General features: G+C 73.6%; 19 protein-coding genes, 1 tRNA gene and 1 pseudogene. 7 read left to right on the top strand and 14 right to left on the bottom strand.

The window, feature by feature from the left end; all coding sequences use genetic code 11:
• Positions 1-328 precede the first annotated feature (328 nt).
• Genes ehuA through ehuB form a run of 4 tightly spaced genes read right to left on the bottom strand, consistent with a single transcriptional unit; the run spans position 329 to position 3,474 of the window.
• The gene (gene ehuA / locus OJ254_RS14140) at positions 329-1,171 is read right to left on the bottom strand and encodes an ectoine/hydroxyectoine ABC transporter ATP-binding protein EhuA (RefSeq protein ID WP_423835889.1); all 843 of its coding nucleotides are present in this window, start codon (positions 1,169-1,171) and stop codon (positions 329-331) included.
• The gene (ehuD, locus tag OJ254_RS14145) at positions 1,161-1,778 is read right to left on the bottom strand and encodes an ectoine/hydroxyectoine ABC transporter permease subunit EhuD (RefSeq protein WP_265365152.1); all 618 of its coding nucleotides are present in this window, start codon (positions 1,776-1,778) and stop codon (positions 1,161-1,163) included. The genes ehuA and ehuD overlap by 11 nt, the downstream gene beginning before the upstream one ends.
• Before the next feature lie 32 nt (positions 1,779-1,810).
• On the bottom strand, positions 1,811-2,542 hold the full coding sequence (gene ehuC, locus OJ254_RS14150) for an ectoine/hydroxyectoine ABC transporter permease subunit EhuC (RefSeq protein ID WP_265362614.1): 732 nt from the start codon (positions 2,540-2,542) through the stop codon (positions 1,811-1,813).
• Complete coding sequence (gene ehuB / locus OJ254_RS14155; RefSeq protein ID WP_423835890.1) at positions 2,539-3,474, bottom strand: ectoine/hydroxyectoine ABC transporter substrate-binding protein EhuB; 936 nt, start codon at positions 3,472-3,474, stop codon at positions 2,539-2,541. The genes ehuC and ehuB overlap by 4 nt, the downstream gene beginning before the upstream one ends.
• A 143-nt stretch (positions 3,475-3,617) precedes the next feature.
• Here ehuB and OJ254_RS14160 point away from each other — a divergent pair, with 143 nt between their 5' ends.
• The gene (locus OJ254_RS14160; protein WP_265362616.1) at positions 3,618-4,118 is read left to right on the top strand and encodes a DUF3830 family protein; all 501 of its coding nucleotides are present in this window, start codon (positions 3,618-3,620) and stop codon (positions 4,116-4,118) included.
• Positions 4,119-4,141: 23 nt separating this feature from the next.
• On the opposite strand, the gene OJ254_RS14165 is transcribed toward OJ254_RS14160, so the two are convergent.
• Complete coding sequence (locus tag OJ254_RS14165) at positions 4,142-5,557, bottom strand: amidase (RefSeq protein WP_265362617.1); 1,416 nt, start codon at positions 5,555-5,557, stop codon at positions 4,142-4,144.
• A gap of 84 nt (positions 5,558-5,641) precedes the next feature.
• Entirely contained in the window at positions 5,642-6,607 is a 966-nt protein-coding gene (locus OJ254_RS14170) for a D-2-hydroxyacid dehydrogenase (protein WP_265362618.1), read from the bottom strand.
• Between the two features lie 208 nt (positions 6,608-6,815).
• On the opposite strand from OJ254_RS14170, the gene OJ254_RS14175 reads away from it, so the two are divergent.
• From OJ254_RS14175 to OJ254_RS14185, 3 genes are all read left to right on the top strand, one after another.
• Positions 6,816-7,760 carry a maleate cis-trans isomerase family protein gene (locus tag OJ254_RS14175; RefSeq protein WP_265362619.1) on the top strand — a complete coding sequence of 315 codons (945 nt, stop codon included), beginning with the start codon at positions 6,816-6,818 and terminating at the stop codon, positions 7,758-7,760.
• 146 nt (positions 7,761-7,906) lie between these two features.
• Positions 7,907-8,638 (top strand): maleate cis-trans isomerase family protein, encoded by a 732-nt coding sequence (locus tag OJ254_RS14180; protein ID WP_261951273.1) that lies wholly within the window; start codon positions 7,907-7,909, stop codon positions 8,636-8,638.
• A 119-nt stretch (positions 8,639-8,757) separates the two neighbouring features.
• Complete coding sequence (locus OJ254_RS14185) at positions 8,758-9,888, top strand: LLM class flavin-dependent oxidoreductase (RefSeq protein ID WP_265362620.1); 1,131 nt, start codon at positions 8,758-8,760, stop codon at positions 9,886-9,888.
• A 485-nt stretch (positions 9,889-10,373) separates the two neighbouring features.
• Here the strand turns inward: OJ254_RS14185 and OJ254_RS14190 are convergent.
• Positions 10,374-12,169: pseudogene (locus tag OJ254_RS14190) on the bottom strand (putative bifunctional diguanylate cyclase/phosphodiesterase).
• Positions 12,170-12,530: 361 nt separating this feature from the next.
• Between OJ254_RS14190 and OJ254_RS14195 the strand changes: the two are divergent.
• A complete protein-coding gene (locus OJ254_RS14195) occupies positions 12,531-13,772 on the top strand; it encodes a M6 family metalloprotease domain-containing protein (protein ID WP_265362621.1) in 1,242 nt (413 codons plus the stop codon).
• Positions 13,773-13,839: 67 nt separating this feature from the next.
• Here OJ254_RS14195 and OJ254_RS14200 read toward each other — a convergent pair.
• The 6 genes from OJ254_RS14200 to OJ254_RS14225 form a co-directional block, all read right to left on the bottom strand.
• Positions 13,840-13,913: transfer RNA gene (locus OJ254_RS14200), tRNA-Lys, on the bottom strand.
• Positions 13,914-13,975: 62 nt separating this feature from the next.
• Entirely contained in the window at positions 13,976-14,614 is a 639-nt protein-coding gene (locus OJ254_RS14205) for a bifunctional DNA primase/polymerase (RefSeq protein ID WP_265362622.1), read from the bottom strand.
• Between the two features lie 215 nt (positions 14,615-14,829).
• The gene (locus OJ254_RS14210) at positions 14,830-15,213 is read right to left on the bottom strand and encodes a hypothetical protein (RefSeq protein ID WP_410011138.1); all 384 of its coding nucleotides are present in this window, start codon (positions 15,211-15,213) and stop codon (positions 14,830-14,832) included.
• Between the two features lie 131 nt (positions 15,214-15,344).
• A complete protein-coding gene (locus tag OJ254_RS14215) occupies positions 15,345-16,718 on the bottom strand; it encodes an AAA domain-containing protein (RefSeq protein ID WP_265362623.1) in 1,374 nt (457 codons plus the stop codon).
• A 61-nt stretch (positions 16,719-16,779) separates the two neighbouring features.
• Positions 16,780-18,330: a hypothetical protein gene (locus OJ254_RS14220; protein ID WP_265362624.1), complete on the bottom strand. Its 1,551-nt coding sequence runs from the start codon at positions 18,328-18,330 to the stop codon at positions 16,780-16,782.
• Positions 18,331-19,905, bottom strand: coding sequence for a nuclease-related domain-containing protein (locus OJ254_RS14225; protein ID WP_265362626.1), 1,575 nt, complete (start codon positions 19,903-19,905; stop codon positions 18,331-18,333).
• A gap of 707 nt (positions 19,906-20,612) precedes the next feature.
• Between OJ254_RS14225 and OJ254_RS14230 the strand changes: the two genes are divergently transcribed.
• Complete coding sequence (locus OJ254_RS14230; RefSeq protein ID WP_265362627.1) at positions 20,613-21,206, top strand: histidine phosphatase family protein; 594 nt, start codon at positions 20,613-20,615, stop codon at positions 21,204-21,206.
• A 430-nt stretch (positions 21,207-21,636) separates the two neighbouring features.
• Here OJ254_RS14230 and OJ254_RS14235 read toward each other — a convergent pair whose 3' ends face one another.
• Complete coding sequence (locus OJ254_RS14235) at positions 21,637-23,103, bottom strand: NsdA family TPR-like regulatory protein (protein ID WP_265362628.1); 1,467 nt, start codon at positions 23,101-23,103, stop codon at positions 21,637-21,639.
• 244 nt (positions 23,104-23,347) lie between these two features.
• Here OJ254_RS14235 and OJ254_RS14240 point away from each other — a divergent pair, with 244 nt between their 5' ends.
• The gene (locus OJ254_RS14240) at positions 23,348-23,815 is read left to right on the top strand and encodes a hypothetical protein (protein ID WP_265362629.1); all 468 of its coding nucleotides are present in this window, start codon (positions 23,348-23,350) and stop codon (positions 23,813-23,815) included.
• Positions 23,816-23,986 lie beyond the last annotated feature (171 nt).

The following is a 23,986-nucleotide window of genomic DNA, read 5'->3' on the forward strand; positions in this document are numbered from 1 at the left end:
ACCCCGTCGCAATTCCTGCGGACAGACACCTGGGACGGACCGACTCCGTTCTTCCACCCTGGTCATGAGGTGGCGTCAGGTACGTCGCGCAGGCAGTGCTGGAACGGTAGACGGTAGACGTGTTTTCGGCCATAGGGCGGGGAGTTGAGGAACTGTTGAGCTGATCGCGCCGGGCCGGCCCGGGTGATATTGCGGGATTCGCCGGGCAAGGGTGCCGGTGTGCGGAAATGAGAAAGGTGGTGCGCCCCGGGGAAGCGGGGCACACCACCTGAACACGACACCGGTCACCGGGTTTTCACGGAACCTCCCGGTGCGCCGCGCGGCGCGGTCACAGCACGGCGCTCAGGAATTCCCGGGTGCGTTCGTGTTCCGGCTCGCTGAAGATCTGCTCCGGCGGGCCGAATTCGATGACCCGTCCCGAGTCGAACATCATCACGCAGTCGGAGATGTCCCGGGCGAAGTTCATCTCGTGGGTGACGCACAGCATGGTGATGTCCGTGGTGTGCGCGATGTCGCGCAGCACGTCCAGGACGCCGGCGACCAGTTCCGGGTCGAGGGCCGAGGTGACCTCGTCCAGCAGCAGCACCTGCGGGCGCATCGCCAGGGCGCGGGCGATCGCCACCCGCTGCTGCTGCCCGCCGGAGAGCTGGGTGGGGTACTTGTCGAGGTGCTCGGTCAGGCCGACGAGGTCGAGCAGTTCGCGGGCGCGCTCCTCGGCGGCGTCCTTGTCGAGGCCGAGGACGTGCACCGGTGCCTCGGTGATGTTCCGCAGCACCTTCATGTTGGGGAAGAGGTTGAACTGCTGGAAGACCATCCCGATGTTCTTGCGGACCTCGCGGATGTGCTTCTCCCCGGCGGGGACGAGCTTGCCGGCCTTCTCCTCGTGGGTCAGGAAGTGCGGGCCGACCTTGATGGTGCCCTCGTCCGGCTTCAGCAGCGTCATCAGCAGCCGCAGGATCGTGGTCTTGCCGGATCCGGACGGGCCGATGAGGGTGACGTGCTTGCCGGAGTAGACGGTCATGTCCAGCGAGTCGAGCACGGTGTGGGTGCCGAACCGCTTGGTGACGCTGTCGAAGCGGATCAGTTCGGCGTCTCCCTGCGTCTCCGTGCGGGAAGGGCCCCCGTCCGCGGGGCTGGCCTGGTCGTTCGGCGGTGTGCGGTCAGCGGACAAGACGACGCTCCAGGGCTCGCAGGAGGAGGGAGGTGGGGTAGGAGATGACCACGAAGAGGATGCCGACGACGGTGATCGGCTCCAGGTAGTCGAAGGTGGTCGCGCTGATGCTGTTCGCCTGGAAGAGCATGTCGGCGACGGTGATGCCGGCCAGCATCGGCGTGTCCTTGAACATGGCGATGACGTAGTTGCCGAGCGCGGGGACGACGCGGCGGAACGCCTGCGGCAGGATCACCGCGATCCAGGTGCGCCGGCGCGGCAGGTTCAGTGCGGTGGCCGCCTCCCACTGGCCGGGCGGGACGCCGTCGATGCCGGCGCGGTAGACCTCGGAGGTGTACGTCGAGTAGTGCAGGCCCAGGCCGATCACGCCGGTGGTGAGCGGCGCGAACGTCAGGCCCCAGGCGGGCAGGACGAAGAACAGGAAGAACAGCTGCACCAGCAGCGGGGTGTTGCGGATGAACTCGACGACGATGCTGACCGGCCAGGTCACCCAGCGGCTCGGGGAGCGCAGCAGCAGCGCCCACACCAGGCCGAGGGCGAACGAGACGAGGGAGCCGTAGATCGTCGCCTGGACGGTGATCCACAGGCCCTTGAGGAGGTCGGGCATGATGTCGCCGACGTAGCTCCATGACCAGTTGTTCACGGCTTTCCTCCGGTGGCCAGCGCCTCGGGGCCCTGCTGTTCGACGGGCAGTTTGCGGGAGAACCAGCCCTCGCCGCGGGGCACCGCCCGGCCGACCGAGGCCTTGGCGCGGCGTTCCAGCAGCCGCATGATCCGGGTCACCACGAACGCGACCACGAAGTACAGGACGAGGATGATGCCGTAGACCTGGGCGCTCTGGCCGGTCGACAGCCGGGCCAGCTTGGCCTGGAAGGTGAGCTCACCGATCGACAGCAGCGAGGCCAGCGCGGTGCCCTTGAGCAGCTCGATCAGCAGGTTGTTGAACGGCGGCATCATCTCGGGCACGGCCTGCGGAAGTATCACCTTCCGCAGCCGCTGCCAGGGCGAGAAGCTCAGCGCGATGGCCGCCTCGCGCTGGGCGGGTGCCACGGCCTGGACGGCGCCGCGGACGATCTCGGAGCCGTACGCGCCGTACGACAGGCCGAGCGCCAGGGTGCCCGCCCAGATGCCGGCGAGCTGCCAGCCGAGCAGGGGCAGCGCGAAGAACAGCCAGAACATCAGGACCAGCGCCGAGGTGCCGCGGAAGAATTCCACGTAGACGCCGGACAGGAAGCGCACGATCCAGAAGCGGGAGGTGCGGGCGAGGCCGATGCCGAAGGCGACGGTGGCGGCGAGGGCGGCGCTGTAGACCATCAGTTGGACGGTGATCCACAGCCCTTTCAGGAAGAGTTCCCACAGCGCAGAGGTCACTTCTTGCAGAGCTCCTTCGCCGTGAGGTCGGTCATGAACTCCTCGGTGAATCCGTACGGTTTGGCGATCCGCAGGAGTTCGCCGCTCTTCTTCATCTTGTGGAGTTCGCGGTTGAAGGCGTCGCGGAGCTTCGTCTCGCCGATGCGGAATCCGTAGCCGCCGCCGTCGCGCTGGAGTTTGCCGTCGACCTTCGGGGTGAAGGGCGGGGTCATCTCGACCTTGGGGTGCTGGCCGGTCTTGAGCGCCTCGATCATGGTCAGGGCGGTGCCGGCGAAGCAGTCGATGCGGCCGGCCTCCAGTGCCTCCATTCCGGCGATCTGGTCGCCGTAGGTCTGGATGTCGCCTTTGCGGACGCCGTTGCCGACCGCGTAGTCGATCTCCGCGTAGCCGATTCCGGTGCCCATGCGCAGGCCGCGCTTGGCGACGTCCGGATAGTCCTTGATCTTGTGCGGATTGCCCTTGGCGACGAGGAAGGAGTCCTTCGACTCGTAATCCGGGTCGGAGAACAGCACGGCCTGGCAGCGGGCCTTGTTGATGAACATGCCCGCGACGATCACGTCGTACTGGAAGGAGTGCAGGCCGGGCACCAGGGCGCCGAATTCGACCGGCACCGGCTCGAAATGCCGGACGCCGAGCCGCTGGAAGATGGTCTTGGCGACGGCGGGGGCCTCGCCGGTCAGCTCGCCCTTGCTGTTGATGGACGCGTAGGGCGGCTCACTGGCGATGCCCATCCGGACGGTGCCCTTGCTGCGCAGGTCGTCGAGGAGGTGTCCGCCGTCGGTCGCGCCGCTGATGTCGACCCGGGAGCAGCCCGCGGTCGCTCCGAGGGCACCGGCGCCGAGCGCTGCCACCCCCGCGAGCAGCGATCGGCGGCCGATGCCGCGTGGCAATGTGCCGGTCATTTTTGAGGTGTTCCATGGTGGTGGAGCCATGGGCGCGCGGCTACCCGAACACCGGGCAGGTATGCCGATCGTTTCCGGTCCTTGATGCAAGCCCGTCCGGGGCGTGTTCCGTTCATGTTCCCTGCTGGTCCGTAGTGTTCCGTACGCCGGTATTGCCCCCCTACGATCTGAGCATGACCGATCGCTTCATCGAAGTCTCGTTGGACAAGCGCGGCGTCAGCTGCACGGCCAAGTTGCTCGACGACCGCGCTCCGATCACCTGCGACGCCGTGTGGGACGCCCTCCCGCTCGGCGGCGACGTCTACCACGCCAAGTACGCCCGCAATGAGATCTACGCCCTCGTCGAGCCGTTCGCGCCGGAGGAGCCGCCGCTGGAGAACCCGACGATCACCCCGATCCCCGGCGACCTGTGCTACTTCACCTTCAGCGACACCCAGTTGGGCACCGCCTCCTACGGCTACGAGCACGGGGCCAAGCACCGCGGCCGCGCCACCGTCGTCGACCTGGCGCTGTTCTACGAGCGGAACAACCTGCTGATCAACGGTGACGCGGGCTGGGTGCCGGGCATCGTGTGGGGCAGCGTCGTCGACGGTCTGGACCGGATGGCGGACGCCTGCCAGGACCTGTGGCGGGCCGGCGCCCTGGGGGAGACCCTCTCCTTCCGGCGCGCCTGAGGGACCGTCGCCGGCCGGCGCTCCTACGGGGCCGGGGGTGCGGGGATCGCCGCGGCCCCCGCCTCGTAGAGGGCGTGCGCGGCGCGCAGCACGAGCGCGTCGGCGTGCCGCGCGCCGACCAGCTGCACACCGATCGGCAGTCCGTCCCCGTCCACCCCGCAGGGCACGGTCGCCGCGGGCTGCTGGGTCATGTTGAACGGGTAGGTGAACGGCGTCCAGCCGGTCCAGCGGGTGTGGCCGGATCCGGCGGGCACCTCGACGCCCGCCTCGAACGCGGTGATCGGCTCGGTCGGGGTCACCAGCAGGTCGTAGGTGTCGTGGAAGCGGCCCATCGCCTGTCCCAGCGCCATCCGCGTGTCGACCGCCGCCAGATAGTCCAGCGCGCTGTATCCGGCGCCCTGCGCGACGATCTCCGCGAGCCCCGGGTCGAGCAGCGCCCGGTCCGCCTCGTCGAGGTGCTCGACGACCCGGGCCGCCCCGCTGAACCACAGGACGTGGAAGGCCGATACCGGGTCCGCGATGCCCGGGTCGGCCTCCTCGACGTGCGCGCCGAGCTTGGCGAGCACCTCCACGGCCGACCGGACCGCGGCCGCCACCTCGGGGGCCACCGGCACGTCCCAGCCGAGTGACGGGCTGTAGGCCACCCGCAGTCCGGCGACCGGGTCGGTGAGCGCCGCCCGGAACGAGCCCGTGGCGGGGCCGAGCTGGGACCAGTCCCGCCAGTCCGCGCCGCCGATCACGTCCAGCATCAGCGCCGCGTCGGCCGCGTCCCGGGTCATCGGCCCGACGTGCGCCAGCGTCCCGAACGGGCTCGCCGGATACAGCGGCACCCGCCCGTAGGTCGCCTTCAGCGCGAAGATCCCGCAGAACGACGCGGGGATGCGCACCGATCCGCCGCCGTCGGTGCCCAGGCTCAGCGGCCCGGCGCCCAGCGCCACCGCCGCCGCACTGCCGCCGCTGGACCCGCCCGAGGTGCGCCGCGGATCGTACGGATTGCCGGTCACCCCGTGCCGCGGCGAGTCGGTGACGCCCTTCCAGCCGAACTCCGGGGTGGTGGTCTTGCCGAGGAACACCGCACCGGACTCGCGCAGCCGGGCCACCGACGGCGCGTCCTCCTCCCACGGCCCCTCGGCCCGCACCGTCCGCGAACCGCGCAGCGTCGGGGTGCCCCGGGTGAGGATCAGGTCCTTGACGGTGACCGGCACCCCGTCCAGCGGCCCGGCCGGCGTCCCGCGGCGCCAGCGCTCCGCCGACTCACCGGCCGCCGCCAGTGCCGGCTCGGCGTCGATCCGGGTGAAGCAGTTCGTGGTGGCCTGGGCGGCCTCGGCGCGTTCCAGGGCGGCCCGGGCGGCCTCGACGGGGGAGAACGCGCCGGCGGCGTAGCCGGCCGTGAGACGGGTGGCGGTGAGGTCGGCGAGGTGGGTCGGTTCGGTGGTCATCCGTCCTCCGAGCGTCGGCCGCCCCGGGCGGGACGGCGGGCGGGGGCGGGGCCGGCCGCGCCGGGCGGCGGGCGGCCCGCGCCGTCACTGCACCGGCACGTACCCGAGCCGTTTGTCGACCACGTTGGCGAGCGGCTCGCCGGCCGCCCAGCGGTCGAAGTTGTCCTGGAACTGCTGGGCCAGCGCGTCCCGCCAGCCCAGGGTGTCGCCGCTCATGTGGGGCGAGACGATCAGGTGCGGCACGTCCCACAGCGGGCTGTCCGCGGGCAGCGGCTCCTGCTCGAAGACGTCCAGCGCGGCCGCCGCGATCCGCCACTCGCGCAGCGCCGCGATCAGGTCCGGCTCGACGACCAGCGGCCCGCGCCCGACGTTGACGAACCGGGCCCGCGGCGGCATCAGGCCGAAGGCCTCCTTGCCGAACAGGCCTCGGGTGGCGTCGGTCAGCGGCGCCGCGCAGATCACCCAATCCGCGTGCGGCAGCAGCCCGTTGAGCGCGTCACTCGCGTGTACCAGCCCGAAGTGCGGATCGTCCGGGCGCGCCCGGCGGCCGACCAGATCGACCTTGACACCCAGTGCCAGGAGGGTGGTCCCGATGGCCCGGCCGATCGGGCCGGAGCCGACCACCACGGCGCGGGTGCCGGCCAGCCGCAGCGTTTCGCGGTGCCGCCAGCGCCGCTGCCGCTGGAGCTCCCAACTTCCGTAGAAGTCTTTGGCCATGGCGATCACCAGGCCGGCGACGTACTCGGCGATCGGCTGCTCGAAGACGCCCCGGGCGTTGGTCACCACCGTGTCGTCGGCGATCAGTGCCGGGCACAGCAGCTGGTCCACGCCGGCGCTCGCGGTGTGCACCCAGCGCGGTTTCGGGCCCCGCTCCGGCCACGCCTCGCGGATCGCTTCGGAGGTGAAGTCCCAGGCCAACAGCACGTCGGCGGTGGGGAGTCGGCCGGCCAGGCCGGCCTCGTCGGTGAAGATCACCCGCGCCCGGCCGGTCAGCCGGTCGAGCGTGGGCGGCGGGTCGGATCCGAGGACGAGGACGGTGCTTTCGGACATAGCCAGAAACCGTTTCGGAAGGTGTGCCCACTTCAGTGGAACAGGGCGCCGACAGATGCCTGAGATGCGAGGATTGACCACGCTAAGAAGTCGTATCTACCGTGTCAACAACGGCTCTGTCCCGACGTCCCGGCTTGCTCCGGCTGCACTTCTTCCACGGCCACCGGCCTGGTCATTCCAGCCCTTCGTTTCTTCTAGGGGCCCTTCAATGGACGTCTCTTTTCTGGGTGGCCCCCAGCCTCAGCTCGGTGTGGGCGTTGTCGCCCCTTTTGACTTCGCGCTCGACCGCGAGCTGTGGCGCTGGGTGCCCGACGACGTGTCCCTCCACCTCACCCGAACCCCCTTCGTGCCCGTCGAGGTGAGCCTCGACCTGGCCCGGCTGGTCAGCGAGCACGAAACGCTGGACGCCGCCGTCCAGGCACTGTGCGCGGTGTCCCCGCAGGTCATCTGCTACGCCTGCACCTCCGGCAGCTTCGTCGGCGGGCTGGCGGGCGAGCGGGCGATGTGCGCCGCCATGGCACAGGCGGGGGACGTTCCCTCGCTCACCACCTCCGGCGCACTGCTGGAGGCGCTGCGGGAGATCGACGCACGGCGGATCGCCGTGGTCACCCCGTACACGAAATCGGTCACCGACTCCCTGGAGGACTATCTCGGCGAGGGGGGCATCACGGTCACCGGCCGCGCCTACCTCGGCCTGACCCGGCACATCTGGAAGGTGCCGTACCGCGACGTGGTCGACATGGCCCGGGCGGCCGTCGTCGGGTCCGCCGACGCCCTCTTCATCAGCTGCACGAACCTGCCGACGTACGACGTCATCCCGCAGCTGGAGGCGGAGTTGCGGATGCCGGTGCTGTCCGCCAACCAGGTGACGATGTGGGCGGCGCTGCGCGCCATCGGGGCCCGGGCGGTGGGACCGTACCAGGCACTGCTCGATCCGGTGGCGCGGCGCGGACCGGCCGCGATGACCGGTTGGGAGCCGCCGGGCGGCGGGCCGCTGTCGCCGGGCGGCGGGCCGCTGTCGCCGGGCGGCGGGCCGCGGGCGACCCCGGAGGCCGCGTTCGCCGGACCGCCCGCACCCCCCGACGGCGAACCGGACGGCGTCGAGCCGCCCCATGCGCCGCCCGAGGATCCGGGCCCGCTGCCCCCGGTTTGAGGTCGGTCCGAACCCGGCCCGGAACCGTACCGAGGATGCTGCCGGCGCCGCCCGTGGCGCCGGCCGCGCTCCTGCCCCGGCTCACCGCCCGCCCCGACCCCGCGCACCACCCGGTACCCGCAGCCGCACACCCAAGGGAGATCCGCATGGCATCGGTCGGCTTCCTCTATCCCGGCCACTCCGCGGAGGACGACTACCCCCGGCTCGAAACGCTCCTGGGCGGCGCGGTCCGCCTGCCGCTCGTGCACACCGACATCGGCGAGGACGCCCACCGGGCCGACGCGCTGCTGGAGATGGGCTCCGCGACCCGGCTGGCGGCCGGCGTCGACGAGCTGAAGGAACGCGGCGCCCAGGCCGTCGTCTGGGCCTGCACCAGCGCCAGCTTCATCTACGGCTGGGAGGGCGCCCACGAGCAGGTCCGCGAACTGTCCGCCACCGCCGGCCTGCCCGCCTCCAGTACGTCCTTCGCCTTCGCGCACGCCCTCCAGGCGCTCGGCGCCCGCCGGGTGGCGATCGCCGCGACGTACCCGGACGACGTCGCCGAGTACTTCCGGGCGTTCTTGAAGTCCGCCGGGGCGGAGGTGGTCTCGACCCGCGGCAGCGGCATCATCACCGCCGCCGAGGTCGGCACCTGGGGCCGCGAGGAGGTCCTCGCGCTCGCCCGGGCCGGCGACCACCCCGACGCCGAGGCCGTCCTGCTCCCCGACACCGCCCTGCACACCGCCGCCCATCTGCCCGCCCTCGAAGCGGAGCTGCGCAAACCGGTGCTCACCGCCAATCAGGTGACGGCCTGGGAGGGGCTGCGCCTGCTGGACCGGCTGCTGTGCCGACCGGCCCTGGGCACGCTGTTCGCGCGGACCGCGGGGGACACCGCCTAGTCGGGGTCTTCCCCTACGGGGTTTCTCCGGGGCGGTCGCGGCCCGCCCCGGGAATAAGTGGAGCACCTCTCCGGTTGTCGTCGGGGCAGACCCGGCGACACGAGGAGAGGACCCGCACCGTGAGCGGCGAAGACGACAACCGGACCGGCGGCCCGACGCAGCACGACGAGGGCGACGGCATACGCGGCGCGGCCCGCGGCAGCGCGCCCGTGCCGCTGTCCGTGCTCGACCTGGTGACGGTCGGCGCCGGGCACACCGCCGCCGGCGCCGTCCGCACCGCCGTCGACCTCGCCCGTACGGCCGAACGCCGCGGCTTCCACCGCTACTGGGTCGCCGAGCACCACGCCATGCCCGGTGTGGCCTCCTCCTCACCCGCGGTGCTGCTCGCCCATGTCGCCGCCCACACCGAACGCATCCGGCTCGGCTCCGGCGGCGTGATGCTGCCCAACCACGCCCCGCTGGTCATCGCCGAGCAGTTCGGCACCCTGGAGGCGATGGCCCCCGGCCGGATCGACCTGGGCCTGGGCCGCGCGCCGGGCACGGACGGCGCCACCGCCGCGGCCCTGCGGCGCACCGAGCGGCTGAACGAGGGCGCGGAGGACTTCCCGCAGCAGCTGGCCGAGTTGACCCGCTTCCTGGACGACACCTTCCCCGACGGCCATCCGTACGCGCGGATCCACGCGGTGCCGGGACCGGTGCAGGCCACCTCGCCGGGCGGCGTCCAGTCCCCGCACCGCCCGCCCCTCTGGCTGCTCGGCTCCTCCGGCTTCAGCGCCCGGCTCGCCGGCTCGCTCGGCCTGCCGTTCGCCTTCGCGCACCACTTCTCCGCGGCCAACACCCTTCCCGCGCTCGACCTCTACCGCGCCTCCTTCCGCCCCTCCGAGGCCCTCGCCGAGCCGTACGCGCTGATCGGCGTCTCCGCGCTGGCCGCCGAGGACGAGCGGGAGGCCCGCCGCCAGGTCATGACCGGCGCGCTCGCGATGGTCCGGCTGCGCACCGGCCGCCCCGGCCTCGTCCCCACCCCCGAGGAGGCCGAGGCCTACGCCTTCAACGAGCTGGAGCGCGGCTTCGTCGACAGCTGGCTGTCCAACGTCGTCCACGGCACCCCCGACGAGGTCCGCCAGGGCCTCGACGACCTCGCGAAGCGCACGGGTGCGGACGAGTTGATGATCACGTCCAACGCACACGGCGGCGCGGCGCGGGTCCGCTCCTACGAGCTGATCGCCGACGTCTACGGCTTTGCCGGGTAGCCCACGTTGTCGGCTTGCCCGCCGTGGGGGGCTGGGGTTCTTCCGCCTTCGGCGGGCGTGGGGGGTGGGCCGGGGCGCCTGGTGGGTGGTGGGTTGCGGGTGCGGCCCTCCGGCGCCTGTTGTGTGGACTGCTGACGCTTTACGTCCACACAACAGGCGCCTCCGGGCCGCCCCCTTGCGTCCGGTGGGGCGCCCCCGCCCGGGGAGGGTTGATCAAAGAGCAGTAGTGCGGCCGCGTCGAGGCGCGGCCGTACTACTGCTCTTTGACATTTCCCTCCACCGGGCGGGGGCGCGGTTACCGGCGGGAGGGTGGGGCCGGAGGGGGCGGGTTTCCGGACGTAAAGCGTCAGCAGTCCGGAAACCCGCCCCCGGAGGACCACACCCGGCACCACCCACCAAGCGAGCGCCCCCGGCCCAAACCCCCACGCCCGCCGAAGGCGGAAGAACCCCAGCCCCCACGGCGGGCCAGTCGAAAACGTACGGCGCTAAATGAAGAGCGCCGCGACCCGGTCCGGCGCGACGGGGCGGGAGTAGAGCCACCCCTGCCCCGTGTCGCAGCCGATGCGGCGAAGCCGCTCCGCCTGTTCGGCGCTTTCTACGCATTCGGCGGTGACCGTGAGCCCGAGGCGGTGGGCGAGTGCCACCAGTGCCTCGACGATCATCTCGTCGGCCGGATTGGGGTGTTCCTGGGAGCGGAACCCGCGGACGAACGACCCGTCGAGCTTCAATACGGAAACCGGGAGGCGGCTGAGGTAGGCGAGGTTGGAGTAGCCCGTGCCGAAGTCGTCGATGGCGATCCGTACGCCCATGTCGCTCAGCGCCTGGAGGGCCTGGAGCGGGCGGCCGGCGGAGCCCATGACCGCCGACTCGGTCAGTTCCAGCTGGAGCAGCCGCGGCGGGAGGCCGGTCTCGGCGAGGATCCCGGCGACGTCCGCGACCAGGTCGGAGTCCCAGACCTGACGTACGGCCACATTGACGCTGACGAACAGCGGCCGGCCGTCGGGGTGCGCCAGCTGCCAGGCGCGGGCCTGGTGGCAGGCGCGTTCCAGGACCCACCGGCCCAGCTCGACGATCGCGCCGTTCTCCTCCGCCAGCGCGATGAACCGATTCGGCGACAGCGTCCCGAACTGCGGGTGCCGCCACCGGACCAGCGCCTCGACGCCCTGCGCCCGGCCGTCCCCAGTCCGACCAGCGGTTGGTACTCCAGGGTGAATTCGCCGCGGTCGACGGCCGGCCGGAGCGTGCTGGACAGCGCCTGGCGGGTCATCCGGTGGGCGTTGCGCTCCGGGTCGAAGAGCGTCCAGCGGGCCTTGCCGTCCTCCTTGGCCCAGTACAGCGTGGTGTCCGCGGCCTGCATCAGACCGGTCGCGGTGGTGCCGCCGGCGGCCCGCTCCACCACGCCGATGCTGGCCGACACCGACAGCCGCTGCCCGGCCAGGTCGAACGGGCGCTGCAGCGCGTCCAGCACGCACTGGGCCAGCTCGGCCAGCTGGTCGGTGCCGGTGGAGTCCTCCACCAGGAGGGCGAATTCGTCGCCGCCGAGCCGCGCCACCAGATGCCCGGTGCGGCCCGTGCCGCGGTCGTCGTCGGTCTCCGCGCAGCGCATCAGCCGCTGCGCCACCGCGCTGAGCAGCCGGTCGCCGACCCGGTGCCCGAGGGTGTCGTTGACGGCCTTGAAGCCGTCCAGGTCGAGGTAGCAGAGCCCGATCCGGCCGGTGCCGGTCGCGTCGAAGGCGGCCGTTTCCAGGGCGGCGGCGAGCCGTTCGAAGAACAGCGCCCGGTTGGGCAGCCGGGTCACCGGGTCGTGCATCTGCAGGTGCCGCAGCCGGGCGAGCAGGTCGTGGCGGTCGCTGATGTCGGCCACCGACAGCAGCATCCGCTCCTCGCCGCTGAGTGGTTCCGGCGTCAGCGGCTCGACCGTCACCTCCACCCATACGGAGTGCCCCTCGGGGTGTTTGAGGCGGCGGGTGCAGCGCAGCCGGTCGCTGCGGCCGCACAGTACCTCGCGGTAGGCGGTCCACACCCGGGGGTCGGCGCCCAGGTCGGTGAGGTCCGCCGCGGTCGCCGCCACCAGGTCGTCCGGGTCGGCGCCGACCAGCTCGCCGAAGGCGGGGTTGGCGGCCAGGACCAGTCCGTCGCGGTTGAGCACGGCCATCGCCAGGCGGCCCGCGTGGAAGGCGGCGCGGTAGTCGCCGAGGGAGGCGGCGGAGTCGTCGTGGCGGCCGGCCGGGGCGTGCCGGGCGTCGCCGGATTCTTTGGTGGTGCCGTTACGTTCCGTCACTGAGGGCAGCGTTGCTCCGGGCGTGCGGCCCGGGCCGTCGGGGTGTCCGCTCACTGCTCGCTCCCGCTTGGCGCTTGTCTCGTGATGGAGGGGGGATCCCGCGCTGGAAAGTGTGGCGATCATAGAGGCTGGCACGAGGGCCGATCCAGCGACGCAGCCGTGCTCCCCGGCCCACATGACGGAACTTCAGCCATTTCTGCCCGGCTCTGTTCGCGGCGATTGCCCCGTTGGTCGTTTGTGACTGTCCGTTACGGAGCGGCGGAGACGCGCCGGTCACTCGTCTGGGCCCCGAAAACAGGACGAATAGCATTAAATCGCCACAGGGTAGATGAGGTCCCCGAATCCGTCCCTGGAGGTCCGTGTGCCGCGCGCCCAGACGCCCGACGGGGGCGACCGCCGCCGCCTGCGGCGCCTGGCGGCCGTCCTCACCGCACTGAGCGCGCTGATCGCCACGTCCATCGTCGCCGGGCCCGCCACCGCCTCCGAGGCCGCCCTCCCCTGTGCGCTGGGCCGCAGCGAGGCCCACCACTCCGAGGGCCTGGACAGCTGGAACGGTTCCTACACCCGCCCGGACCGCCCGCTCGACGCGGTGCTGATCTACCTCTCCTTCCCGGACTCCCGGCCGGCCGCCACCCCGCAGGCGCTGGCCCGCGAGTACTTCCCCGCCACCTCCGCCTTCTTCGAGCGCGCCTCCTACGGCCGGTTCCGGCTGCGCCCGCACGTCCACCGCCCCTGGGTGCGGATGCCGCGCTCGTCCGTCTCCTACGGCATACAGCGCGACTGGGACGCCGGACGGCGCGCGGCCTACCTGCGCGACGCGGTTGCCGCCGCCGACCCCTCGGTGGACTTCGGCCGTTACGACGTGATCTATTTCGTCGCCGATCCGGGAGCGCCCGGCGTCGATTCGGACGCCACCAAGGTGGTCAACCTCGATCAGCCGATGCACGCCGACGATCACGAGCTGCGCCGGTTCGTCACCGTCTTCGAGCAGAGCCCGCCGGACCGCAACGTCCTCGCGCACGAGACCGGTCACGTCTTCGACCTGCCCGATCTGTACCACCGGCCGCAGAGCGGCAAGGGTGACTGGGACACCTATGTGGGGGACTGGGACCTCATGGGCAGCCAGTTCGGACTGGCGCCCGATCCCTTCGCCTGGCACAAGTGGAAGCTCGGCTGGATCGCCGACAACCAGGTTGACTGCGTCGATCTCGCACGCCCCGGCCTGTACTCGCTCCGCACCCTGACCGCCCCCCTCGAACCCCGCGGGCAGCGCCGCCCGCGGCTGCTGGTGCTCCGCACCGGCCCCGACAGCGCGCTCGCCATCGAGGCGCGCAGCGCCCTGGGCAACGACCGCTCCCTGTGCAGCGAGGGCGTCCTCGCCTACCGCATCGACAGCGCGACCGCCTCCGGCTCGGGCCCGGTCCACGTCCTCGACGGCCACCCCGCCACCTCCGCCTGCTGGGGCACCTCCGTCTACCCGCCGCTCGCGGACGCGCCCCTGGGCGTGGGGGAGAGCATGGACGACGCGCAGGACGGCGTACGGATCCAGGTGGCCGGGCGGACCGGCGACGGCGACTGGGCGGTCAAGATCGGCCGGGGGTGACGGCAGGGGCGTCGTTCCGCGCCCATGACGAAGGCCCCCACCTGAGGTGAGGGCCTTCGGCCGTCTGTGCGCCGCCAGGGACTCGAACCCCGGACCCGCTGATTAAGAGTCAGCTGCTCTAACCAACTGAGCTAGCGGCGCCTGCTGACGGGGAAAACATTAGCATCCTGATCGGGGAGGACAAAAATCGGTTTCCCGCGGCCCTAGGCCAGCGCCGAAACGCGGGGCTGACCTGCGGCTTCCCCTGCCTCCCCGGGCGCCGGGCGGGCCGCGCGGACACAGGCCCACAGCAGCACGTCCGGCCCCGGCAGCCAGGGCCGGCGGACGTCCGGCGCCACCAGCCACCGGGAGCCCGCGACCGCGTCGTCGTCGGCCGGAGCGGTGCGCGGACGCGGAGCGGTACGCGGGCCCGTACGGGTGGCGGGGGCGGGGTGCGGGTGCAGCGGCGGGATGGTCACCGCGTCCCCGCTGCCGTGGCACAGCAGCGGCGGGACGGCCGCCGCCCACTCCTCCCAGACCAGCAGCGCCGGCAGCCGCTGGGCGGTGCCCGGCGCGGCGAACAGCAGGATCCGCCCGCGGTGCGCGGCCACCGGGCCGGAACCGGGGCCGGCGGACCAGAGCCGGTCCACCATCCGCCGCCCGAACAGCGCCGGGGCGTTGATCACGTCGAAGGCCGTCCCGCACGGCAGCACGCTCGGCGCGTCCGGCTGCAGCGCCCACAGGGCGTGCAGGTCGTCCGGGTGGGGGCTGGCCGAGGCGAGCCAGTCGGCGCCGGCGAGGGTGACGTACGACGTGGCGGGGTGGGCGGGGGTGCGGGGGAGGTCGGGCAGCCGGTCACTCATGGGGACAGGTCTACCGATACGGGCCGTACCGGTTCGGCTGATTGGTGGAAACCGGGACGGCGTGGCACGGGACCCGGTACCTTGCCCCTTCGCATATGCCAGCGGCTCATGGTTGGTGACCATGAGCCGTCGTGGGGCGTCTGAGGCGGATGTGAACGAGCGGACCGGTCGGCCCGTGGAGGGCGGTCGTCGGACGGGTCGGTGCGCGGACGGGCTCAGTCCATGTCGCCGAGCAGCGTGCCGCCGCTCCGCATCAGACTGCGGCCGAACTCGATCATCTTCTGGGCGTAGTCCTCGGTCCACTCGGCCTGCTCGGCGAGCACGGCCAGCGGCAGCCGGTCGAAGCGGCTCGGGTCGGCCAGCTGGGCGGCGGCCAGCGCCTGGAACTCCGTGGCGCGGTCGGCCGCGGCGCGGAAGGCCAGGGTCAGCTCCGTCGCGCGGCTCAGCAGCTCGCGCGGGTCCTCTATCGACTCCAGGTCGAAGAAGTGCTCGGGGTCGGCAACGGCCTCGGGTGGTTCGAAGAGCAGCTGCGCGGGCTTCATGCGCCGTGGCCTCGGTGCCGTACCACGGGGGTCGGGAGCCGGTCGCGGCTCGGACATGTACGTACCTCCAGATCGTGTGCCGCATTCCATTGTCCCGCCTCGCGCAAGTGCGCCCTGGGGCGTGAGGTGCACGGAGGGGGTGGCGGGGGTCCGCCGGGCCTTTCCGCCCGGCCCACGGGCCCCCGGTCTCACGGCCGCCAGGCCACCCGGTGCTCCTGCAGGTGGGCGAGGACGGCGTGGTTCGCCTCCCAGCCGTCCGGGAACTTCACCGTGACGCCCAGGCTGACCGGCTCGGTCGAGGGGTGCTCGTCGAGGAGGTCCGCGACCCCGGCCCGGCAGACCACGATGCAGGCGTGGCGGTGCCGGGACGCGAGCACGCACAGCCGGCCGGTCTCCAGATGGAACGCGGTGGCGTCGGGCCGCCCGGAGAGCGGGTGCAGGACGACCGTGACGTCGAACTCGCGGCCCTGGAGGCGGTTGGCGGTGTCCACCGTGACGTCGGACACCCCGAGCTCCGCGAGGGCGGCGCGGACCGCGGCGGCCTGGTCGCGGTGGGCCGTGCCGACCGCGATCCGGGCGGCGGTCAGCGGCGTCGGCTCCGGCGCGTGCTCACCGCTCGCCGCGCCGCCGCGGTCCAGCAGCCGCCGCACCACCAGGGCCACCGCCCGCACCGCCTCCGGGTCCGTCCGCGGCGTACGCCGGGCGGGCAGCTCCAGCAGGCCCCACCCGGACTCGGCGGCCTCGTCCAGGACCCGGTCCACGCCCGAGCCGTCGCCCGGCACCCCGAACGCCAGCCGCCGCTCACCGGGCCCGGTGCCGCTGCGGAACGGCGTGTACGGGTAGAACGCGGCGGAGACCAGCGGGGCGGCCGAGGCGGGCAGCCGCCAGGAGACCGGGAGGCGGTGCTGCGGCAGGTCGGGGTTGTGCGCGAGGAGGGTGGAGACGGCGCTGGCCGACGGGTCGTACGTCAGCCCGGCCCACTGCTCGGCGCCGACCACGCTGAACGGGTCCAGCTGCCCGGGGTCGCCCACGAACAGCGCCCGCTCGAAGAGCCCGGCCACGCTCAGCAGTGCGTCCGACCGCATCTGGTACGCCTCGTCCACGATGGCGTGCCGCCACGGCTCCTCGACCTTGGTGTAGGCCCACTTCGCGGCCGTCGACACCACGACATCCAGCCCGGCCAGATCGGCGATCTTCGCGGACGTACGGACCGCCGGCAGCTCGGCCAGCGCCGGGTCGAACGCGCCGGGCTCACTGCTGTGCAGCCGGCCGACCGGCAGCTCCGGGTCCTTCTCGGCGAGCCGCAGCACGAGGTCGTCGACCTGGGCGTTGGTCTGCGCGACGATCATCAACGGGCGCCCGGCGGCGGCCAGTTCGCGGGCCGCGCGGACGACCAGGGTGGACTTGCCGGCACCCGGCGGCGAGTCGACGACGACGCCGCGGCGGGTGCCGTGCAGCGTGTCGCGCAGGATCGCGTCGGTGGCCGCCGCGGCCGCCACGGAGGGATCGGTGTCCCGGGCGCCGGCGCCGGCGGTGGGGGGCGGGTCCTGAAGGGCCGTCATTCCGCGGTGATCTCCCAAGGCGTGGCGGGCAGGGCGGTCCGGGGGCGGGGGTGGATACGGGTCACAGGAAGTCCTCCGCGGTCACCGGGTCGGCGGTCTCGTGCGGCGCGTCCGTGCTGGCGGAGGGCGGGCCGCCGTGGGTCCACGGGGTGTCCTCCGGGTCCGGGAGCTCCGGGCCGCCGCGCGGGGCGTGTTCGAACAGCGTCCAGCAGACCGTGTCCGCGGGCTCCGGCACCGAGCCGGGCTCCGGGGTCCGGCTGCGGCCCATCCCGCCGGTCAGCCGCACCACCAGCACGTCCGGTCCGCCCGGCCCGTACGCCACGAACTCGGCGGGCTGGCTCCGGCCGTCCGCCAGCGGGCGGTAGAGCTTGGCGCCGGCGGACAGCAGGGGGCGGTCGGCGGTGCGCAGCGTCACCAGGGGGCGCGGCATCGGGCGCTTGCCCTCGGACATCGCCATCTCCACGGCGGTCACCGTGCCCTCGAACGCCTCCCCGGCCAGCCGGCGGCCCGCCATCACCAACGGGTCGTCCAGCGCCTCCTGGGCGTCCAGCTGCGCCTGCGCGGTCTCCCGGGCGGACAGCTTCTGCGCGGCGGTCACCGCGTCGTCCCGCCGGGGCTGCGGCGGCTCCCCGGCGCGCACCCGGTCGCGGTGCGCCGTGTACGACCAGCGGTCGCGCTTCCAGCGGTCGGCGACCCGGGCGCCCTCGGGGAGCGCCCGCAGCAGGTCGAGGCCGCGCCAGACGGCGTCCCAGGTCGGCCGCAACTGGCTCTCGACCAGGGCGCGCAGCTCCTCCTCGGCGCCGGTCAGCCCGGCGTCGTAACGGGCCATCGCGGGCGCGAGCAGACGGTTGTCGAACGCCGGGTCCGTGGCCGGCCCGGCGGGCGGGCACCGCAGCTGGCCGTCCGCGTCGCGCGCCGACTCGGCGAACTCGGCGGCCTCCTGGCCGGACCTCCCCGGCGGCGGGTCGATCCACGCCAGCAGCGCGCCCAGGTGCTGGTCCTCCAGCACGCTCTGGCCGGTCGCCCAATGGCGGGCAAGCAGCCCCGTCATGGGGAGCAGCAGACCGGCGCCGGGGACCCGCGCGCGCTCGCCGAAATGCGTCAGCCAGCGGCCCAGCAGCGGGACGTGCGGCGGCGCGGGATGGGCCGCCTCCGGTTCCTGCTCGGCCGTCCGCCGGAACCGCATCGAGCGGCCCAGCAGCCGGACGTACTCCACGCCGGCCGCGCTGGGGACGATCAACTGCGGGGCGTCCGCGCACAGTTCGACCTGCACCGGGACCTTCTTGCCGGTCTCGGGGTCGGTCTCCTTGCGCTCCTCCCACTCCACGGCGTCGGCGAAACCGTCCACGTACGGGAGCACCGTCTCGGCCAGCTCGGCGAGGAACGCGAACCGCAGATCGCGGTTGCGCGGCTGCGGGACGGCCAGCAGGGCGGGCTTCTCGCGGTCCGTGCCGACCAGCGCGCCCAGCGGGGCACCGGCCTCGCCCGCGGTCGTCAACGGCACGAGGACCAGCGGGTTTTCGGAGAGATGGCGGTGCCGGACCGTACAGCGCGGGCGGGCGCGGCCGGCGGCCACCGCCTCCATCCGGGCCAGCGTCTCGATCAGCGACATCTACGCCTCCTCCGCTCGCGGGTGGGGCACGGCCGGTTCTTCCGCCGTCGCCCGCGGTAGGGAGGGCCCTTCTGCGGGGGGCTGCGGTACGTAGGGTCCGTCCGCTGGTGTCTGCGGTACGGAGGGCCCATCCGCTGGTATCTGCGGTACGGAGGGTCCTTCCGTCGGCGTCTGCGGTACGTGAAGCGCTTCCGTCGGCGTCTGCGGTACGGCGGCGGACGCCAGTGCCTCGGCGCGCAGCGCGGCGGCTCGGCGCAGGGCGAGGACGGCCGGGTCGTGGGGGTTGGTGGGGGCGGGGGAGCGGGTCGGGGCGTCGGGGTCGGTGCGGGCGTCGGAGCCGGCTCCGACGCTGGGGACGGCTGCCTCCGTACGCGGGACCTCGCACGGCGTGCCCGGTGACCCGTCGCTGCCCGGGCCTTCGGGGCGGGCCGCCGCCAGCACCTCCTCGATGGTGCGCAGTCCGCCCAGCTCGCCCCGGACGCCGCGGCCCAGCGCCTCCACCGCGCCCTCCTGGCGGGCGTGCTTCCGGCAGTGGAAGGCCAGCTCGCAGGCGGCCAGGCACTCGGGGGCGTAGGCCGCGCCGACCGCCCCCACGGCCGCGGCCAGCTCCTGTGCCGGGCGGGTCGGGGTCTTCCCGTCGTCCGCCAGTCGCAGGTCGAAGGTGGTGCCCTCCGGGAGGGCGGCGGCGATCTCCTCGACCCGGGTGAGGCGCGCCAACTGCCGCCGGGTCGTGGCCAGTTGCTTGCGGATGTCGACGGCCGCGGCGGTGGGGAGGTTGGAGAAGTCCTTCGGGCACACCAGCAGCACCCGGTCGCGGACCCGCACCGGGCGGCCCGTGTGCGCGGCGGCGTGCGCGGCGACCGGCTCCAGGGCGAGGACGTACACCGCCGCCTGGCGGGCCGCGGCACCCACCTTGGCGGCGTCCGCCGAACCATCGATCATCGGGAAGGACTTGATCTCCACGACCGTCCAGATGCCGTCCGGATGCACCACCACCGCATCCGGCTCCACATAGGCGGGCGAGCCGGCCACGTCGACCGCCAGCATCGGATGATCGAGCAGCGTCCACCCGCCGGCCGCCGTCGCTTCCCGCAGCGCCAGCGCCGTACGCGCCGCGCGGCCCTCCGGCCCTGCCGCGGACAGGTCGGGCGTGGCCACCGCCCCGGGCCCTTCGGGCTCGGGCGGCGGGCTCCCCGGGTCGAGCCGCTCCCGCACCAGCCGCAGCAGCTCCGCGCCGCCGTCCGTCTTCACCCGGGCCTCGAAGACGTTGCCCCGCACGAACGCGAACTGCGACTGCCCGTACCCCGTCGGCGAACCGAGGGCCCCGGCCAGCGCGCCCTTGTCGACGCCCGCACCGTCCAGCAGCGCCCGGCGCCGGCAGCCGGGGTTGGCGGCCAGCGCGGCGAGCGCCCGGGCGTCGAGCGACCGGGGGCGCACGCCGGGACCGCGCAACTCGCTGAGCCTCTGGCGCAGGCTCGATGACGGCAGCGCCTGCCCCACCGGAGGACCGGCCGCCACGGCTCGACTGTCGCGGAAAACGTTCACCTGCCGAAGTCTCGCATCCGGCACTGACATCCAGCACAGACATCCAGCACAGACATCCAGACCTGACATCCAGACCTGACATCCAGACCTGACATCGGGCATGGACCTGGCTTGGTACGGCGGGTGGGGGAGGGAGGGGAGGGAGGGGAGGGGCCGGGGCGCGGTGAGGGCGGGGCGGGGGGCGGGCAGGGCGGGCGCGGCGGGGCAGGGGCACGGAGGGGCCGGAGGCTTCCCCCGCCCCCTCCCCCTCTCCCCCTTCGGGGGAGGGGGCGGGGGGTGGGTTCGGGGGTGGGGGGGAGGCGGAGGCGCAGCGAGTGCCCCCGGGTGGCGCGGTCCTGGGCGGCGCAGCGAGCGGCCACGGGGCACACAGTGGCCCTGGGTGGCGCGGCGAGTGGGCCCGGGGGCGCGGCGAGTGGGCCCTGGGTTGAGCGGCGACTGGCCCTGGGTGGCGCAGCGCACGGCCCCGGGCGGAGTGGCCCCGGCTGGCGCAGCGAGCGGCCCCCCGGGCGGGCGAGCGCGAGGTGCCTGCGCCCCCGACCGTGGACGACCTGCGCCCCTGACCGTGGACGACCTGTGCCTGTGACCGTGGACGACCTGTGCCCCCGACTGCGGACGACCTGCGCACCCGACCGCGGACAAAACGCCCCCATGGGCGATGATGGAAAGCCCGCGGTCAATGCCGCCCGCGCCGATAGATGATGAGTAAGTGGCCGAGTGATCGGCGAAAGGTGCGACCCATGGCAGCGCGCATAATCCTGGCCCGGCACGGGAAGACCGAGTGGTCCGTTTCCGGCAGGCACACCGGGCGTACGGACATCCCGCTGCTGGACGAGGGCCGACGTGGCGCGAAGCTGCTCGGCGAGCGGCTGCACCACGCGCCCTGGGACGGCCTGCCGGGCGTCGAGGTCCGTACCAGCCCCCTGGTGCGCGCGAAGGAGACCTGCGAGCTGGCCGGTTTCGGCGACCGGGCGCAGGAGTGGGACGCGCTGATGGAGGTCGACTACGGCGCGTACGAGGGGCTGACGCCCGCCCAGATCAAGGCGGGGCGGCCGGGGTGGCTGATCTGGCGGGACGGTGTGCCCGAGGGCGAGACGCTGGCCGAGGTCTCCGCACGGGCGGACGAGGTCGTCGCCTGGGCGCGGTCGGCCGACCGGGACGTGCTGGTCTTCGCGCACGGGCACATCCTGCGCACCCTCGGCGCCCGCTGGCTGGGCCTGGACATCTCGTTCGGCGCCCGCATCCGGCTGGAGCCGACGTCCCTGTCGGTGCTCGGCTGGGCCTACGGGGAGCCGGCGATCGAGCGCTGGAACGACACGGGCCACCTGGGCTGACCCGCCCCCTCCGACTCGACGGCCGGTCCGCCCGACGGGAGGCCCGCGCGCCCGCAGGCCCGCACGACGGCCGGTCGGCATGACTGCACGACCGCGGCTCCACCCGACGTCATGACCGCGGCTCCACCCGACGTCACGACCACACGCCCGCAGACCTGCACGACGGCCAGTCCGCACGACGGCCAGTCCGCACGACGGGGAGTCCGCACGACGGGGAGTCCGCCCGACCGCGGGTCCGCCCGACCGCGGGTCCGCCCGACCGCGGGTCCGCCCGACCGCGGGTCCGCACGACCACGGGTCCGCCCGACCACGGGTCCGCACGACCGCGCGTCCACCCGTCCGCGCGTCCACCCGTCCGCGCGTCCACCCGTCCGCGCGTCCACCCGTCCGCGCGTCCACCCGTCCGTCGGACCCGTGCCCGTAGCGGCACCTAGCCCCCCACCCCGACCACCTCCGACGCCGCCTCACCATGCCCCGCACCCGCACCATCCCCCGCACCCGCTGCCGCCTGCCGTGACAGGAAGTCGGCGACCGGGGGAAGGGTGTGGTGGGGGCGGAGGGTGTGGGCGGTGGTGGCGAGCAGGGTGCGGATGCGGGCGGAGCGGACCTGTTCGAGGAGGGCCAGGACGCGGAGGCCGGCCGCGGCGGCCTCTTCGGGGGCGCCGTCGGCGGCGAGGTCGGCGGCCAGTTCCGCGGTGAACAGCGCGATGTTGCGGGTGAAGTGCGGGTCCTGGAGGGCCACCGCGCGGTGCGCGTGCTCGGCGGCGCGTCCGGCGTCGCCCAGGGCCGACCAGCACTGCGCCGTGAGGCCCGCCAGTTCGGCCTCGCCGTAGAACGTCATCCACTCGGGGTCGCCGTCCCGCGGCCCGGCGGCGAAGAGCCGCTCGGCGCGGGCCAGGGCCTGTTCGCAGCCGGAACGGTCCGCCAGCCCCGCCCAGCCGCCCGCCTCGCGCAGCGCCAGCAGGGACAGCAGCCGCGGCGAGGCGAGGTGCTTGGCGGCCTGCTGCCCGGCCTGTGCCGCGCGCACCGCCTCGCGCGGGCGGGCGGCGTCGCGGGCGAGGAAGGCGGTGTTGCAGAACGCGTGCGCCTCCAGGGCGGCGTCGCCGCAGACCCGGGCGGTGGCCAGCGCCTCGGCGTAGTGGGAGCGGGCGTCGTCGAAGCGGCCGGAGTCGTGGGCCAACCAGCCGACGGAGATGGCGAGTTCACCGGCGCCGGTGTGCAGCCGGTCGGAGACCGAACGGTGCCGGACGTCGGCCTCCAGCAGGTCGTAGGCGGCGCGCAGCGGCTGGGTGGCGCGGTGGTAGATGCCCTCCGCGCCGTGCCGGTCGTCCAGCAACCGGATGTGCCGGACGGCCTGTTCGACAGCGGTGGCCTCGGCGGCACCGGCGCGGCCGCCGGCCGGTGGGCGCGGCGGGGGCACCCGGTCGGATGCGGCAGCGGCCTCGATGGGGTGCAGGGCGGCGAAGCCCAGGGCTGCCGCCGGGCCGCCGGTGATGAACGCGCGACGCAGCACGTCGCTCTCCTCGCAGATCTGGATACGGGTATCGCGGTGGTCGGGGTCGGTTGCCAGGGGCGCGGCGCTGACCGCCGCCGTACGCGCCCCCCGTCCGCGTACCGCCTCGCGCGGCGCGAAGCCCATGTCGGGCAGCGTCAGCCCGGGGAACATGTGCCGGAACACCCGCTCGTAGGCGTAGTTCGGACACCGGATCTCCCCGGACTCGACGCGGCCCACATAGCGGGCGTCGCACGAGACCTGCTCACCGATCTCACGGGCGGACCGTCGGACCGCCGCCGCGAACTCGCCCGGGGACAGCCGGCCGCGCAGCTGTCGGAAGGCGGTGTTCGGGCGGGCGGGTACGGTACGGGACGACGCTGATCGTGCTGCTGGCGACGCCATGGCGGACCCTCTCCGTGCCCTCTCCGTGCCATCTGTGTGGCGATGCCGCGTCTGGCGGTGCGGCGGGACGACCGTACCGGCTGTGACGACACCGATACGCACAGTTTGGCTACAAATCGGATATCTCACGCGTGATCTGCCATGAACTGCCATCCTTTGCAGCGTTACGCCGCCGTAGCTGTTGACACGCCCGACCGTTGAATTCGGTGTAAAGGGACTGCAGGTGCAGGAGGAGGGGTTTTCCGTGTGGGAGACCGGCGTGAGCAGGGGCGGCAACGGTTCCGCGGGCCAGGCCGGCGGCCCGCGGAGGCAGGTCGTGCCGGGCGGGACGGCCGCCGTTCCGGTGCAGCCCTGCGACCTCGTGACGGTGCCGGCCCGGCAGGGGCTGGAGGCCGTGGACATCCTGCGGCTGCGGGACGGGGTGGGGCCGGTGCTGCACGACGGGGCCTGCGACACCCTCGGCTTCCTCGTACCGCCGGGCACGGCCGCCGGCTGGGACGTGCCGGGCAGCGCCTGCACCCAGACCTACGGGCGGGGGGTCCTGCCGGGCGCCGTGGGCGGTGACGGCGTGCCGGCCGAGCCGCCGGTGACCGGGACCGGCTGGCTGGTGCCGCCGGAGGGCGCGGGGGCGGCCGCCACGGACCCGGTCGTGCTGCGGGCGGCGCTCGGGGAGGCGGCGCGGACGATCGCGGCGGTCGACCGCTGTCAGTGACTCCCGCGGGGGATCGTGGCGGACCGTGGGGGAGCGACGGGCCCGCAGCGGCGGATCCACAGTGGCGTACCCGCAGTGGCCGACTCACGGCGACGGACCCGCGGTTACGGATGAACGACGTGCAGGGGCCGCCCGATTGCCGGGCGGCCCCTGCGGTGTGCCATGTGTGTC

The organism is Streptomyces endophytica (genome assembly GCF_026153355.1).
GTDB lineage: Bacteria > Actinomycetota > Actinomycetes > Streptomycetales > Streptomycetaceae > Streptomyces > Streptomyces endophytica.

Coding starts and splice junctions, on each gene's coding strand:
- ehuD (WP_265365152.1), bottom strand. CDS start 1,778: ATGCCCGACCTCCTCAAGGGCCTGTGGATCACCGTCCAGGCGACGATC.
- ehuB (WP_423835890.1), bottom strand. CDS start 3,474: ATGGCTCCACCACCATGGAACACCTCAAAAATGACCGGCACATTGCCA.
- OJ254_RS14160 (WP_265362616.1), top strand. CDS start 3,618: ATGACCGATCGCTTCATCGAAGTCTCGTTGGACAAGCGCGGCGTCAGC.
- OJ254_RS14165 (WP_265362617.1), bottom strand. CDS start 5,557: ATGACCACCGAACCGACCCACCTCGCCGACCTCACCGCCACCCGTCTC.
- OJ254_RS14170 (WP_265362618.1), bottom strand. CDS start 6,607: ATGTCCGAAAGCACCGTCCTCGTCCTCGGATCCGACCCGCCGCCCACG.
- OJ254_RS14175 (WP_265362619.1), top strand. CDS start 6,816: ATGGACGTCTCTTTTCTGGGTGGCCCCCAGCCTCAGCTCGGTGTGGGC.
- OJ254_RS14180 (WP_261951273.1), top strand. CDS start 7,907: ATGGCATCGGTCGGCTTCCTCTATCCCGGCCACTCCGCGGAGGACGAC.
- OJ254_RS14205 (WP_265362622.1), bottom strand. CDS start 14,614: ATGAGTGACCGGCTGCCCGACCTCCCCCGCACCCCCGCCCACCCCGCC.
- OJ254_RS14210 (WP_410011138.1), bottom strand. CDS start 15,213: ATGTCCGAGCCGCGACCGGCTCCCGACCCCCGTGGTACGGCACCGAGG.
- OJ254_RS14215 (WP_265362623.1), bottom strand. CDS start 16,718: ATGACGGCCCTTCAGGACCCGCCCCCCACCGCCGGCGCCGGCGCCCGG.
- OJ254_RS14220 (WP_265362624.1), bottom strand. CDS start 18,330: ATGTCGCTGATCGAGACGCTGGCCCGGATGGAGGCGGTGGCCGCCGGC.
- OJ254_RS14225 (WP_265362626.1), bottom strand. CDS start 19,905: ATGTCAGTGCCGGATGCGAGACTTCGGCAGGTGAACGTTTTCCGCGAC.
- OJ254_RS14230 (WP_265362627.1), top strand. CDS start 20,613: ATGGCAGCGCGCATAATCCTGGCCCGGCACGGGAAGACCGAGTGGTCC.
- OJ254_RS14235 (WP_265362628.1), bottom strand. CDS start 23,103: ATGGCGTCGCCAGCAGCACGATCAGCGTCGTCCCGTACCGTACCCGCC.